Raw genomic sequence first — 14,530 nt, 5'->3', positions numbered from 1 at the left:
AAAGGCCATGTCCGCCATACGCAACGGGTATCGTCAGGCAGAAACGCTCTCGCCGACCTTCGGCGCGGCGACCGCGGTCTTCGAACCTTCCATGCCGGCGATGAACTTTTCCGGGGTCTGGTCGATGATCGGGAAGGTGCCGTAATGGCAGGGAATGGCGGTCTTGAAGTTGAAGAAGCGCTGGCAGGCGAGTGCGGCGACGGCTCCGCCCATGGTGAAGCGGTCGCCGACGGGCAGGATGCCGATATCGGGCTGATGCAGCTCGTTGATGAGGGCCATATCCGAGAAGATGTCGGTATCGCCCATGTGGAACAGGCTCGCCTCATCATCAAAATGCAGCATCAGGCCGTTGGGGTTGCCGAGCGCGTGCGAGACGCCGTCCTCGGTGATCTGGGCGGAGGAATGGAGCGCATTCGTAAAGGTGGCCGAGAAGCCGCCGAGACCGACAGTGCCGCCGGTATTACCCATTTCCAGCTTCTCGACACCCTTGGTGCTAAGCCAGGAGGCCAGATCGGCATTGGCGAGAACGACGGCGCCGGTATCCTTGGCGATCTGGACCGTGTCGCCGACGTGATCGGCATGACCATGGGTCAGCAGGATGTGGGTTACGCCAGCTGCGGCATCCTTGATGTTGAGGCCAGCGGCCGCAAACGAGGAATTGTACGTCAGGAAAGGATCGATAAGGATTTTTGCCTTGGCCGTTTCGATGCGAAAAGCGGCGTGGCCGAGCCAGGTGATCTTCATTGGATTGCTCCTTAAGACTTGATTTGAAATGGAAGGCTAGTGTCCGGAGCATTTCCGGTGGAAACGCTCCGTCTATTTGTTCTTCCGCATCTCCGGACGCAAAACCGCTGTGCGCTTTTGCTGGAAATGCTCTAGGAGATATCCCAAACCGCAGCAAAGAAAAGCGGCTTTGACTTCAATTTGTTTTGACGAGAGCGAGACCCCCGATGACGACGCTGACCATCGAAGACCTAGCCGTGATGTTGCTGCCCGGCCAGGCGATTGCAGGCCTCGACCTCGGCACGAAGACGATCGGACTTGCCATGTCCGATCTCGGGCGGCGTTTTGCGACGCCACGCCCGGTCATCAAGCGCGTGAAGTTCACGCAGGACGCCGAAACACTACTTGCCTTCGCCGAGAAGGAGAAGGTGGCGGCCTTCGTCATCGGGCTGCCTGTCAATATGGACGGCTCTTCAGGGCCGCGCGTGCAGGCGACCCGCGCCTTCGTGCGCAGCATGTCGGAAAAGACCGCCCTGCCCTTCGTCTTCTGGGACGAGCGGCTTTCGACCGTTGCGGCCGAGCGGGCGCTTTTGGAAATGGACGTCTCTCGCGCCAAGCGCGCCGAGCGCATCGACTCGGCGGCGGCCAGCTTCATTCTTCAGGGAGCCTTGGACAGGCTGTCGGCACTCGGAAGAGCAATCTTGCTTGATCCCGACGCCTCCTGACGGCGCTTCCACCATCCAATGACGGCGGCGCGACGGCGAAAGCCATAGATCGCGAAGACCAGCACGCTGTCGAAGGCAATGGCGCGGGCGACCAGCGGCGGGATGGTTTCCGGCGGAATCCCGAGGATCTTGCCGTAGATGTCGAAAACCAGATCGTGTGCCTGTCGCGTCAGCATGAAGATGCCGAAGCTCATGTCGTAATACGACAGGTAATACCAAGCCCCAAGGAAAGAAACTGGGGCGGCCCAGCAAGTCAACAACCACTTCATGCGGTACCTCTTCGACGCTGAAATTGCGTCGTGCCAGCCGACAGGACGAGCCAGTTCGACAATGCCATGGCGCTCAACACCATTGCGGGCAGCGTGATATCTAGTGCGAGCACGGCGAAGAACATCACCGCCGTCACGAGAAACACTAATTTTGCGGGTCTCAACCCCATGGCTGCACGCTTGATGGTTAACTAATCGTCTCTTCACAGTGACGAGTTAACCGCTGCGGCGCAATGTAAACCAATTGTTAAGGTTAACGGCACGGCGGGCTTGTGGATATCCCCCGCTTGAGCCCCGGCATCAGCCGTAGACGCCGCGCACGATCCGCTTCAGGGCCGTTGCCGCCTTCTCCCAATCCTTGCCGTTTTTCAAGGCAAGACCGGCGCATTGATCGCTGACGGCTGAAGCCAGAACGATATGCTGGATCGCCGCAAAGATCATGGCGTTGACGGCCTGGGCATCGACGCCCTTTGGCGGCACCAGCGAGCCACGCATCCGCTCGATCCAGCCGGCAAGCGCCTTGGAGCGGGCTTCCGACAGCCTGCGGACCTGCTCGCTATTTTCCGAGACTTCCCAGGCGACGATGCGGCGCATCAGCGGATCGGCGCGCAAGGCATCGAGAAAGAGCAGCGACAGGCGCTCCATCAGATCGCCATAGGTCAGCAGAAACATGCCGCCGGTATCATCTGGGATGCGATCCGCGACCCAGCTGCCAAGATCGGTGCCGATGGCCTCCACGAGACCATTGAGACCGCCGTAATAGCGGTAGATCAACTGCTTGTCGCAGCCGGCCCCACGGGCAACAGCATTGATACCGAAATTCTGGAACCCCTCCTCCGCCAGCAGCCGCTTGGCGGCATCGAGGATTGCCTGCTGGGTTGCGGCGCGATTGCGCACGCGCTTTTCCACGATCACAGGCACTTCCAAGGGGATTTTAACGGCTGCATTTGCGGGGGCCATCGACTCGACTCCAATCTGTCACCGAGCGGTGAATAGCAAGCCGGATCGTCCCGAACAACAAAGCTGCTGAGGCCGGTATCGCTCAAACCCACAAATCCACAGATTAAAGAGACTGGCCGAACCAGACAGTAGTTTCCGATGCGAGACCGGGCGGCAACTCGACGGGCACGAAGCCGCGCGACGACCAGAATCGGATGCCGCCATGATTGCCGATATTGGCGCCGAGATGAATACCCTTGACGCCGTTGGCGCGCGCATTCTCGATCCAACGATCCAGCAATGCCGTGCCAATGCCCTTTCCCTGAGCCCTCGGCAGCAGATTCATATGAATATGCGCAGGGAAGCGCGCGATAAGAACAGCAGGCGCGTGCTTGGGATGGTGGATCGCCGATATCCGCTTTTGATCGGCATTCCATAGCGCCGGGTCGCCTGCCGGGTCGGCGTAGCGACGCCGCAGGTCTGGCCACCACTCGCGCTCCAATCGCTCCTCGAAAGCATCAGTATCGAAGACACCGGAGATGTAGCCGAAAACGCCCTCATCATCCTCTGCAACGAAAACCAGCTCAGGGTGGAGCGTCGCATAGGGTGCGGAATAGATGTGCCCGATCAGGCGGCCGTCATGATGGAGCGGCGTCGCATCCTTGCCGGCATCGCCGGTCAGTAACGAGATGGCGTAGAGCTGATCGATGTCACCGGTCTGGACGGTTCGAATTGAGGCCATGCTCAGGTCGCCGGCGGATACAGCAGATCGACGATGTAGCTGGCGTCGAAACGCGAATCGAGCATGCCGTAGGTCGCGCGCCAGCCACCGGCAAGGCGGGTTTCGATGAAGGCATCGGCGATCTTGCCGGCACCGAGGCGATAAAGTTCGGCGGCACCGGCTGCGAGCGCCATCTGCTCGACCAGCAGACGGGCAGCGCCCTCGTCCTGCTCGCAAAGCGCCATGGCCGCGCGCAGCACGTCGATGGTCTTCTTGCCGGCCGGGCCGAGGTCGCGGGCAAGACCGGCAAAGACAGTCTCGAACAGGTCTTTACCCCGGTTCAATACGCGCAGCACGTCAAGCGCCATGACGTTGCCGGAGCCTTCCCAGATCGCGTTGACGGGAGCTTCGCGGTAATGGCGGGCAATCGGACGCTCCTCGATGTAACCGCTGCCGCCAATGCACTCCATGGCTTCATAGATCAGCGCCGGCGCGATCTTGCAGCACCAGTATTTGGCAACCGGCGTCATGACGCGGGCATAGGCGGCGTCTTCGCTGCTGCCGCTCGCCTTGTCGAAAGCCTCGGCCAGACGGAAGGCGAGCGCGGTGGCTGCGGCGACATCGAGCGCCATGTCGGCGAGGACGCGGGTCATGATCGGCTGGTTGACCAGCATCTTGCCGAAGACGCTGCGGCCGCGCGCATGATGCACGGCTTCGGCCAACGAAGCACGCATGATGCCGGCAGAGGCCAGCGCGCAGTCAAGCCGCGTCAGCGTCACCATGTCGAGGATCGTGCGGATGCCGCCATCGGGCGCCCCAAGCAGGAACCCGAACGTATCGGTGAACTCGACTTCCGAGGAGGCATTCGAGCGGTTGCCCAGCTTGTCCTTCAGCCTCTGGAAGTGCAGACCATTCGCCGAACCATCCTCCAGCAGCCGCGGCACGAGGAAGCAGCCCATGCCGTCCTTGGTCTGGGCCAGCATGATGAAGGCATCGCTCATCGGCGCCGACATGAACCATTTATGGCCCGACAGCCGATAGATGCCTTCGCTAACCTTGTCGGCGCTCGTCCGGTTGGCGCGCACATCCGTGCCGCCCTGCTTTTCCGTCATGCCCATGCCGATGGTGACGGCGCTCTTCTGCATGGCCGGCTTGTTGGACGAATCGTATTTGCGCGAGAGAATTCTCGGTGCCCAGTCCTTCTGCACGGCCGGCGATGCCATCATGGCGGCCACGGAGGCGCTGGTCATCGTCAGGGGGCAGAGGTGGCCGCATTCGAGCTGAGCCGTCAGATAGAATCGGGCGGCGCGCACCTTGTGCGAGTGGCCCTTCGCCTCCGGATCGGCCTGTGCATCCCAGATCGAGGAATGCAGGCCCATCGCCATGGAACGGCGCATCAGCGCATGCCAGGCCGGGTGGAATTCGACGACATCCAGACGCTCGCCGCGCGGACCATGGGTGCGCAGCTGCGGCGTGCCCTGGTTCGCCATGCGCGCCAATTCCTGCGCCTCGTGCGAGGTGACGAAACGCCCGTGCTGCTCCAGCTCGTCACGCGTAGAACGCGGCAGACCGGAGGTGAGATCGACGATCAGCGGATCGGAACGATAGGCATTGATACCGGTCCAGAGACTTGGCTGGTTCAGGTCGGCAAAAGGGTCGTCAGTCCGGGTCGGTTGGGTCATGAATCGCTTGTAGAGCAAGAAGGTTGCAAAGGGAAACTGGAAGTTATGTCTCCCACCGGCATCGCTCCTGTAGCGGGATTCGGGCGAAATTGCATGGGGAACAAACGGGCTCGACGCACACCCCCGCTTGCCCCATCGGCGCTCCCTCTTTATAGACCGCGTGACGAAATCCAGAGGGCAGGTTCATGGTCTTCTTTCCCCACCGCCACCTCATCGGCATCAAGGGCCTCACCGAGCAGGATATCACCTATCTTCTCGACAAGGCCGACGAGGCGGTCAAGATCAGCCGCCAGCGCGAGAAAAAGACATCGACGCTTCGCGGTCTCACGCAGATCAATCTCTTCTTCGAAGCATCGACGCGCACGCAATCCTCCTTCGAGCTGGCCGGCAAACGGCTCGGCGCCGATGTGATGAACATGTCGGTCGGCAACTCCTCCGTCAAAAAGGGCGAGACGCTGATCGACACCGCGATGACGCTGAATGCGATGCGGCCCGACGTGCTCGTCATCCGCCATTCGAGCGCGGGCGCTGCCGCACTGCTGGCGCAGAAGGTTTCCTGCTCCGTCGTCAACGCCGGCGACGGCCAGCATGAGCATCCGACACAGGCGCTGCTCGACGCGCTGACGATCCGCCGCGCCAAGGGCAAGCTTTCGCGCATCATCGTCGCCATCTGCGGCGACGTTTTGCATTCACGCGTCGCCCGCTCCAACATCCTGCTCCTGAACGCCATGGGTGCGCGCGTCCGCGTCGTTGCTCCCGCCACGCTGCTGCCGGCCGGCATCGCCGACATGGGCGTCGAGGTTTTTCATTCGATGAAGGAAGGGCTGAAGGACGCCGACGTCGTGATGATGCTGCGGCTGCAGCGCGAGCGCATGTCCGGCGCCTTCGTACCGTCGGTACGCGAATATTATCATTTCTACGGGCTCGACGCCGAAACCCTCAAGGTCGCCAAGGAGGATGCGCTCGTCATGCACCCAGGTCCGATGAACCGCGGTGTCGAGATTGCCTCCGAAGTCGCAGACGGCCCGCAGAGCGTCATCGCCGAACAGGTGGAAATGGGCGTCGCCGTGCGCATGGCCGTCATGGAGACCCTGCTCGTCTCGCAGAACCAAGGGCCTCGCAGCGAGGGAGTGGGCGCATGAGCAACTCGATCGTCCTCCAGAACGTCCGCATCATCGATCCCTCCCGCAATCTCGATGAGGTCGGCGCGATCGTCGTCGAAGACGGCGTGATCGTTGCGTCAGGCAAGGATGCGAAGAACCATGCAACCCCAAAGGGTGCGGCCATTCGCGATTGCAACGGCCTCGTCGCCATCCCTGGCCTGGTCGACGCGCGTGTCCATGTCGGCGAGCCCGGTGGCGAACATCGTGAAACCATCGCCTCTGCCAGCCGTGCGGCAGCAGCCGGCGGCGTCACCTCCTTCATCATGATGCCGGACACCGACCCGGTCATCGACGACATCGCTCTTGTCGAATTCGTCAGGAAGACGGCACGCGACACGGCCGTCGTCAATGTCTATCCGGCAGCGGCCCTGACCAAGGGGCTTGCCGGCGAGGAGATGACGGAAATCGGCCTGCTGCGGGAAGCCGGAGCCGTGGTCTTCACCGACGCCCATTCCAGCGTCCACGATAGCCAGGTTCTGCGCCGCATCATGACCTATGCGCGAGAATTCGGCGCGGTCATTTCCTGCGAAACGCGCGACAAATATCTCGGCGCCAACGGCGTCATGCATGAAGGCTTGCTGGCGAGCTGGCTCGGCCTCTCGGGCATTCCGAAGGAAGCCGAACTGATCCCGTTGGAGCGCGACTTGCGCATCGCGACGCTGACGCGCAGCCACTATCACGCCGCCATGGTCTCTGTGCCGGAATCGGCCGAGGCCATCCGCCTAGCCCGCTCCCGCGGCGCCAAGGTCACCTGCGGCATCTCGATCAACAATCTCGCGCTCAACGAGAACGACATCGGCGAATATCGGACCTTCTTCAAACTCTATCCGCCGCTGCGCTCCGAGGATGACCGCACGGGCATGATCGAGGCGCTGGCCGACGGCACGATCGACATCATCGTGTCCTCGCATGATCCACAGGACGTCGACACGAAACGCCTGCCGTTCGGAGAGGCCGAAGATGGTGCTGTCGGGCTCGAAACGCTGCTTCCAGCCGCACTTAGGCTTTATCATAGCGGCCAGGTCAGCCTGATGCGGCTCGTCGATGCACTCTCGACACGCCCGGCGCAGATCTTCGGTCTCCCCGCCGGCACGCTGAAGCCCGGCGCCAAGGCCGATATCGCTCTCATCGATCTTGACGAACCTTGGATTGTCGCGAAAGACATGCTTTTGTCGCGGTCGAAGAACACACCCTTCGAGGATGCGAGAATGAGCGGCCGGGCGGTTGCAACCTATGTCGCCGGCAAGCTGGTTCACAGTCTCTAAGGCGGCCTCAAGGGTTTACGGAGAATAGACGTGATGGCGGATTTCTGGACTTGGCAGCTTACCCCGCAGACCGTGCTGGCCGCCCTCGTCATCGGCTACCTCCTCGGCTCGATACCCTTCGGCCTGTTGCTGACGCGCATGGCCGGCCTCGGCGACGTCCGTAGTATCGGCTCGGGCAATATCGGCGCGACCAATGTGCTGCGTACCGGCCACAAGGGGCTTGCTGCGGCAACCCTGCTGCTCGACGCCTTCAAGGGTACGGCCGCCGTCTTGATCACCGCGCATTTCTTCGGCGAGGACGCCGGCGTTCTTGCCGGTTTCGCTGCCTTCATCGGTCATATCTTCCCGGTCTGGATCGGCTTCAAGGGCGGCAAGGGTGTGGCGACCTATCTCGGCATCCTGCTCGGGCTCGCGCCGCTGATGGCCCTGATTTTCGCCATCGTCTGGCTGGCGATCGCCTTTACCACCCGCTACTCCTCGCTTTCCGCACTGGTTGCAACCCTTGTCATACCGGTTGTATTGTGGATATTGGGGGTCGATAAGATCGCCGCCGTGATGGCGCTGATGACCATCATCTCCTGGTACAAGCACAGGGCCAACATCGCCCGGCTGACCGCGGGAACGGAAGGCAAGATCGGAGCGAAGGGATAATGGACACAGGCAGCGCAAGACGAACCGGAGTTGCGCTGACCGAAAAACAAAGGATCGCCTGGCTCAGGCTCATCCGCTCCGACAATGTCGGTCCGTCCACCTTTCGCGATCTGATCAATCATTATGGTTCGGCGGAAGCCGCACTCACCATGCTGCCGGAACTTTCGCAGCGTGGCGGCTCCACGCGCGCCATCCGCATTGCAGACGAGCGGGACGCATTGCGGGAGCTGGAAGCGGCACATCGCTTTGGCGCGCGCTTTGTCGGTATCGGCGAACCGGATTATCCGCCTGCTCTTCGGGAAATCGATGGCGCTCCGCCGCTGCTTGCGGTCAAAGGCATCGTGCCGACTGCAACCCGCCCGGCAATCGGCATCGTCGGCTCGCGCAATGCCTCGATAAGCGGCGCCAAATTCACCGCCATGATTGCTCGCACCTGTGGCGAGGCGGGCTATATTGTCGTTTCCGGTCTGGCGCGCGGGATCGACACGGCAGCCCATCGCGCCAGCCTTGCGACCGGCACGATCGCCGCCATGGCTGGCGGGCTTGATCGGCCCTATCCACCCGAGAATATCGGCCTCCTTAACGACATCTGGGACGGCAACGGGCTCGCCGTCAGCGAAATGCCGTTCGGCTGGGAGCCGAAAGCCCGCGACTTCCCGCGCCGCAACCGCCTGATATCAGGCATATCGCTGGGCGTCGTGGTCGTCGAGGCGGCAACCCGCTCCGGATCGCTGATCACGGCGCGTCTTGCCGGTGAATTCGGCAGGCTCGTCTTCGCCGTTCCCGGCTCGCCGCTCGATCCGCGCTGCGAAGGCACCAACGACTTGCTCAAGGACGGCGCGATGATCGTGACGACGCCGAATGATATCGTCGAGGCGCTGCGGCCGCTCGCCGAACCCGATCTCTTCCATCCGCGCCCTCCCGAAGCGCCGGTCGAGCGAAGCAAGCCGCCGTCCACGCTCCCCGATGATGCCGAGCGCGACCACATCGTAGAGGCACTCGGGCCGACACCGGTGGAGATCGACGATATCGTCCGTCACACCGGGCTGCCGATCTCGGCTGTTCATTCCATCCTTCTCGAACTGGACATGGCCGGCCGGCTGCATCGTCATCCCGGCGGATTGGTGTCGATCTCCATGCAGGATTGAAAACTGTGACACGCATACCAATTCTAAGCATCGCGTCGTCGCGCCAAGCGCAAAAATCGCCTTCGCCTCTTGACCGCGACGATTTCCCTGTCCATGTCGGAAAGCCGGGAAGACGGAAAAACCCGGTATCTCCCGCGTCTTATACCGACGCGACCTCATATTCAGAGACTTGATGATGAACGTTGTAGTGGTGGAATCGCCGGCCAAGGCCAAGACAATCAACAAATATCTGGGACCCGGATATAAGGTTCTTGCTTCCTTCGGCCATGTGCGCGACCTGCCCGCCAAAGACGGTTCGGTGCTGCCGGACCAGGATTTCGAAATGCTGTGGGAAGTCGATGGCGCTTCGCAAAAGCGCATGAAGGACATCGCCGATGCGGTGAAATCCTCCGACGCCCTGTTTCTCGCGACCGACCCGGATCGCGAGGGCGAAGCCATTTCCTGGCATGTGCTCGATCTGCTCAACAAGAAGCGTGTCATCAACGGCAAGCCCGTCAAGCGCGTCGTCTTCAACGCCATCACCAAGAAGGCCGTGCTCGACGCGATGGCCGACCCGCGCGATATCGACGTGCCGCTGGTCGATGCCTACCTCGCCCGCCGTGCTCTCGATTATCTCGTCGGCTTCAACCTGTCGCCGGTCCTGTGGCGCAAGCTACCGGGCGCCCGCTCTGCAGGCCGTGTGCAGTCCGTGGCGCTTCGCCTTGTCTGCGATCGTGAATCCGAGATCGAGCGCTTCATCTCGGAAGAATACTGGAACCTTTCGGCCATCCTGAAAACGCCGCGCGGCGACGAATTTGAAGCCCGGCTCGTATCCGCTGATGGTAAGCGTCTGCAGCCGCGTGCGATCGGCAATGGCGACGAGGCCGGCAGGCTGAAGGCCTTGCTCGAAGGTGCCTCCTACGTCGTCGACACCGTCGAGGCAAAGCCCGTCAAGCGCAATCCGAGCCCGCCCTTCACCACGTCGACGCTGCAGCAGGCCGCCTCCTCGAAGCTCGGCTTCTCGGCATCGCGCACCATGCAGGTGGCGCAGAAGCTCTATGAAGGTGTCGACATCGGCGGCGAGACCGTTGGTCTCATCACCTATATGCGTACCGACGGCGTCCAGATGGCCCCCGAAGCGATCGATGCGGCACGCGCCGCCATCGCCAACCAGTTCGGCGACCGCTATCTGCCGGAAAAGGCACGCTTCTATTCCACCAAGGCCAAGAACGCTCAGGAAGCGCATGAAGCGATCCGCCCGACCGATTTCGACCGCGTGCCGGATCGCATCCGCAAGTTCCTCGATGACGATCAGCTCAGGCTCTACGACCTGATCTGGAAGCGCGGCATCGCCAGCCAGATGGCATCGGCCGAAATTGAGCGCACCACCGTCGAGATCCTGGCCGACAATGCCGGCAAGAAGGCCGGCCTGCGTGCCGTCGGCTCGGTCATCCGTTTCGATGGCTTCATCGCCGCCTATACCGACCAGAAGGAAGATGGCGAGCAGAGCGACGACGGCGAAGAAGGCGGCCGTCTGCCTGATATCAATGCGCGGGAAAATCTCGCCAAGCAGAAGGTCAACTCGACCCAGCATTTCACCGAACCGCCGCCGCGCTATTCGGAAGCGTCGCTGATCAAGAAGATGGAAGAGCTCGGCATCGGCCGCCCGTCGACCTATGCGGCGACGCTCGCGACCCTTCGCGACCGCGACTACGTGACCATCGACAAGCGCAAGCTGCTGCCCCAGGCCAAGGGCCGACTGGTGACGGCCTTCCTCGAGAGCTTCTTCACCAAATACGTCGAATATGACTTCACCGCCGATCTGGAAGAGAAGCTCGACCGCATTTCCGCCGGCGAGCTGAACTGGAAGGACGTGCTGCGCGATTTCTGGCGCGATTTCTTCGCCCAGATCGAGGATACCAAGGAACTGCGCGTCACCAACGTTCTCGACGCGCTGAACGATGCGCTGGCGCCGCTGGTCTTCCCGAAGCGCGAAGACGGCAGCGATCCGCGCATCTGCCAGGTCTGCGGCACGGGCAACCTGTCGCTGAAACTCGGCAAATACGGCGCCTTCGTCGGCTGCTCGAACTATCCGGAATGCAACTATACCCGCCAGCTCTCCTCGGAAGGCGGTGCGGAAGCCGAATCGAACGGATTGAACGAGCCGAAGGCGCTTGGCGCCGATCCGGTGACGGGCGAAGAGCTGACGCTGCGTTCGGGCCGTTTCGGACCCTATATCCAGCGGGGCGATGGCAAGGATGCCAAGCGCGCATCGCTGCCACGCGGCTGGAAGCCCGAAGATATCGACTATGAAAAGGCGATGGCGCTGATCTCGCTGCCGCGCGATATCGGCAAGCACCCCGAAACCGGCAAGATGATCTCTTCCGGCATCGGCCGCTACGGTCCCTTCCTGTTGCATGACGGCGGCTACGCCAACCTCGAAAGCGTGGAAGACGTCTTCACGGTGGGCCTCAACCGCGCGGTGACATTGATCGCCGAAAGGCAGAGCAAGGCCGCCGGCGGCAAGGCACGCGGCGCGGCAGCGGCGCTGAAGGAGCTCGGCGAGCATCCGGATGGCGGCGGTGCGATCACCGTTCGCGACGGCAAGTACGGCCCCTATGTCAACTGGGGCAAGGTCAATGCGACCCTGCCGAAGGGCACGGACCCGCAGGCGATCACCGTCGAGGAAGCGCTCGCCCTGATCGCCGCGAAGGCCGGCAAGAGCGGCAGCAGCACCAAGAAGGCGCCCGCCAAGGCAAAGACCGCGGCAGCCGGCGCAAAAGCGACGAAAACGACCGCCAAGCCGAAGGCTGCTGCAAAGAAGCCCGCGGCCAAGACGGCAGCGAAAAAGAAGAGTGCAGAGTGAGCAGAGAACCGCGCGGCAGGAACCCATCGTCGGAACGACGTTCCGGCAAACCCGGCCGCGCCGGTAAGGCAGGCGGTGATGCCGAGCCGATGATGGCGATCGAGCACGGCGTTCTGCCGCCGCGCGAGGTCATTCTGCGTTTCATCGCCGATCATCCGCAGCAGGCTTCCAAGCGCGAGCTGGCCAGGGCCTTCGGCTTGAAGGGCGAGAGCCGCGTCGCGCTGAAGGAACTGCTGCGCGAACTCGAAGAAGAAGGCATGGTGCAGAAGAGCCGCAAGTCGCTCATCCGCCCCGGCGCGCTGCCGCCGATTGCCGTTCTCGATATCACCACCCGCGACAAGGATGGCATGTTGATCGGCCGTCCCGCCGAATGGGCTGACGAAAACGGCGTTGCTCCGGCTGTCATGATCAAGCAGTCCTCCTCGCCCGCCGGCCGCAACGGCAAGGGCAAAGCGCCGGTCGCCGGCATGGGCGACCGCATTCTTGCAAAGATCTTCCCGGCCGTGGATCGCGGCGGCCCCGCCTATACCGCTCGCATCATCAAGGTTATCGACAAGCGCCAGGGTGCCTCCATGGGCGTCTTCCGCGAGACGCCCGGCGGCGGTGGCCGGCTGATGCCGATCGAACGGCGCGGCGAGGAAATGGCGATCGACCCGGATTATACCGGCGGCGCGAAGGATGGCGATCTGGTCGAAGTCGAAGTGGCACGTCTCGGCCGCTTCGGCCTACAGCGCGCCAAGGTTCTCACGGTCGTCGGCTCGGTCGCCTCGGAAAAGGCGATCTCCATGATCGCAATCCATGCACACGGAATACCGCATGTCTTCCCGCCTGCCGTCATCGCTGAAGCGGATGCCGCTAGGCCCGCGACCATGTCGCATCGCGAGGATTGGCGCAGCCTGCCGCTGATCACCATCGATCCGGCCGACGCCAAGGACCACGACGACGCAGTCTATGCGGAAATGGACCCCTCGCCCGACAATCCGGACGGCGTGATCGTCACCGTCGCCATTGCCGACGTGTCCTGGTATGTGCGTCCCCATTCGCCGCTCGACCGCGAGGCGCTGAAGCGCGGCAATTCGGTCTATTTCCCCGACCGCGTCGTGCCTATGCTGCCGGAGCGCATCTCCAACGATCTCTGCTCGCTGAAGGAGGGCGTCGATCGCCCCGCCCTTGCGGTGCGGATGATCTTCTCCAAGGAAGGACGCAAGGCGGGCCACACCTTCCATCGCATCATGATGAAGAGTGCCGCAAAGCTTTCCTACCAGCAGGCGCAGGCTGCGATCGACGGCCAGCCCGACGACAAGACCGGGCCGATGCTGGAACCGATCCTGAAGCCGCTCTGGCACGCCTACGAGACCTTGAAGAAGGGCCGCGACCGGCGTCAGCCGCTCGAGCTCGACATGCCCGAGCGCAAAATTCTGCTGAAGCCTGACGGCACGGTCGATCGCGTCGTCGTGCCGCCGCGCCTCGACGCGCACAAGCTCATCGAAGAAATGATGATCCAGGCGAACGTCGCCGCCGCCGAGACGTTGGAGAAAAGGAAGCAGGTACTGATCTACCGCATCCACGACGGCCCGACGCTCGCCAAGCAGGAAGTGCTGCGCGAATTCCTGGCGACGCTCGGCATATCGCTCCCCAAGGGCGGCAATGTCCGGGCAAACAGCTTCAACGGCATTCTGGCGAAGGCCGAGGGCACGGCGCATCAGACCATGGTCAACGAGATGGTGCTGCGCTCGCAGAGCCAGGCGATCTACAGCCCGGACAATATCGGGCACTTCGGCCTCAATCTGATGAAATACGCCCACTTCACCTCGCCGATCCGCCGCTATGCCGATCTGATCGTGCATCGCGCGCTTGTGGGCTCGCTCGGCTTCGGCGAAGGCGGGATCACGCCGGACGAAGAGGCGGCGCTCGACGATATCGCCGCCGAGATCTCCACCTTCGAGCGCCGCGCCATGGCTGCCGAACGCGAGACCGTCGACCGGCTGATCGCCCATCACCTGGCAGGCAAGGTTGGCGCGGAATTCGAGGCACGTGTCGGCGGTGTGACAAAATCGGGACTTTTTGTCACCCTGCCCGATTATGGCGCCGACGGTTTCATCCCCATATCTACGCTCGGCACCGATTATTTCATCTATGACGAGGCCCATCAGGCGCTGACGGGTGAAAGAACCGGGCTCGGCTACCGTCTCGGCGACGATGTGACTGTGAGGCTGGCGGAAGCCGTGCCGCTTGCCGGAGCGCTGCGCTTCGAGATGCTGAGCGACGGCAAGCCGATGCCGACCGCGGTGCGCTCCTTCCACAAGGCGACACGCCGCAACAAGAACCAGGCCCGCAAGGCGCCGGGCACGAGACCGCCGCGCGGCCGCAGATAAAAGACGGCTGCCGGCACGGAGGAA

Annotated in this window: 13 protein-coding genes; 7 read left to right on the top strand and 6 right to left on the bottom strand. The window is 62.6% G+C overall.

Going from position 1 to position 14,530, the window contains the following annotated elements:
• Positions 1-33 precede the first annotated feature (33 nt).
• On the bottom strand, positions 34-744 hold the full coding sequence (locus tag ACIQWP_RS15575; protein WP_402788657.1) for a metal-dependent hydrolase: 711 nt from the start codon (positions 742-744) through the stop codon (positions 34-36).
• A gap of 206 nt (positions 745-950) precedes the next feature.
• Here ACIQWP_RS15575 and ruvX point away from each other — a divergent pair, with 206 nt between their 5' ends.
• Entirely contained in the window at positions 951-1,448 is a 498-nt protein-coding gene (gene ruvX / locus ACIQWP_RS15570; protein WP_402788655.1) for a Holliday junction resolvase RuvX, read from the top strand.
• On the opposite strand, the gene ACIQWP_RS15565 is transcribed toward ruvX, so the two are convergent.
• From ACIQWP_RS15565 to ACIQWP_RS15545, 5 genes are all read right to left on the bottom strand, one after another.
• Positions 1,382-1,717 (bottom strand): DUF6105 family protein, encoded by a 336-nt coding sequence (locus ACIQWP_RS15565; protein WP_402788653.1) that lies wholly within the window; start codon positions 1,715-1,717, stop codon positions 1,382-1,384. The two genes, ruvX and ACIQWP_RS15565, sit on opposite strands and share 67 nt — an antisense overlap.
• Positions 1,714-1,887, bottom strand: a complete 174-nt coding sequence (locus ACIQWP_RS15560) for a hypothetical protein (RefSeq protein WP_402788651.1) — start codon at positions 1,885-1,887, stop codon at positions 1,714-1,716. The genes ACIQWP_RS15565 and ACIQWP_RS15560 overlap by 4 nt, the downstream gene beginning before the upstream one ends.
• Positions 1,888-2,017: 130 nt before the next feature.
• The gene (locus ACIQWP_RS15555) at positions 2,018-2,677 is read right to left on the bottom strand and encodes a TetR/AcrR family transcriptional regulator (RefSeq protein ID WP_402788649.1); all 660 of its coding nucleotides are present in this window, start codon (positions 2,675-2,677) and stop codon (positions 2,018-2,020) included.
• 103 nt (positions 2,678-2,780) lie between these two features.
• Entirely contained in the window at positions 2,781-3,398 is a 618-nt protein-coding gene (locus ACIQWP_RS15550; RefSeq protein WP_402788647.1) for a GNAT family N-acetyltransferase, read from the bottom strand.
• A 2-nt stretch (positions 3,399-3,400) separates the two neighbouring features.
• Positions 3,401-5,059: an acyl-CoA dehydrogenase family protein gene (locus tag ACIQWP_RS15545; protein ID WP_402788645.1), complete on the bottom strand. Its 1,659-nt coding sequence runs from the start codon at positions 5,057-5,059 to the stop codon at positions 3,401-3,403.
• 185 nt (positions 5,060-5,244) lie between these two features.
• On the opposite strand from ACIQWP_RS15545, the gene ACIQWP_RS15540 reads away from it, so the two are divergent.
• From ACIQWP_RS15540 to rnr, 6 genes are all read left to right on the top strand, one after another.
• Positions 5,245-6,201, top strand: a complete 957-nt coding sequence (locus ACIQWP_RS15540) for an aspartate carbamoyltransferase catalytic subunit (RefSeq protein WP_402788643.1) — start codon at positions 5,245-5,247, stop codon at positions 6,199-6,201.
• Positions 6,198-7,487, top strand: coding sequence for a dihydroorotase (locus ACIQWP_RS15535; RefSeq protein WP_402788641.1), 1,290 nt, complete (start codon positions 6,198-6,200; stop codon positions 7,485-7,487). Before ACIQWP_RS15540 ends, ACIQWP_RS15535 begins: the two co-directional genes overlap by 4 nt.
• Positions 7,488-7,517: 30 nt before the next feature.
• Complete coding sequence (gene plsY / locus ACIQWP_RS15530) at positions 7,518-8,138, top strand: glycerol-3-phosphate 1-O-acyltransferase PlsY (protein ID WP_402788639.1); 621 nt, start codon at positions 7,518-7,520, stop codon at positions 8,136-8,138.
• The gene (gene dprA, locus ACIQWP_RS15525; protein ID WP_402788637.1) at positions 8,138-9,286 is read left to right on the top strand and encodes a DNA-processing protein DprA; all 1,149 of its coding nucleotides are present in this window, start codon (positions 8,138-8,140) and stop codon (positions 9,284-9,286) included. Before plsY ends, dprA begins: the two co-directional genes overlap by 1 nt.
• Positions 9,287-9,461: 175 nt before the next feature.
• Positions 9,462-12,131: a type I DNA topoisomerase gene (topA, locus tag ACIQWP_RS15520; protein WP_402788744.1), complete on the top strand. Its 2,670-nt coding sequence runs from the start codon at positions 9,462-9,464 to the stop codon at positions 12,129-12,131.
• Entirely contained in the window at positions 12,128-14,506 is a 2,379-nt protein-coding gene (rnr, locus tag ACIQWP_RS15515; protein ID WP_402788635.1) for a ribonuclease R, read from the top strand. The genes topA and rnr overlap by 4 nt, the downstream gene beginning before the upstream one ends.
• Positions 14,507-14,530: the final 24 nt, after the last annotated feature.

The organism is Rhizobium sp. NPDC090279 (assembly GCF_044769665.1).
GTDB lineage: Bacteria > Pseudomonadota > Alphaproteobacteria > Rhizobiales > Rhizobiaceae > Rhizobium.
Note: the sequence above shows the minus strand (reverse complement) of the source record. Positions and strands in the feature narration are given on the sequence as shown.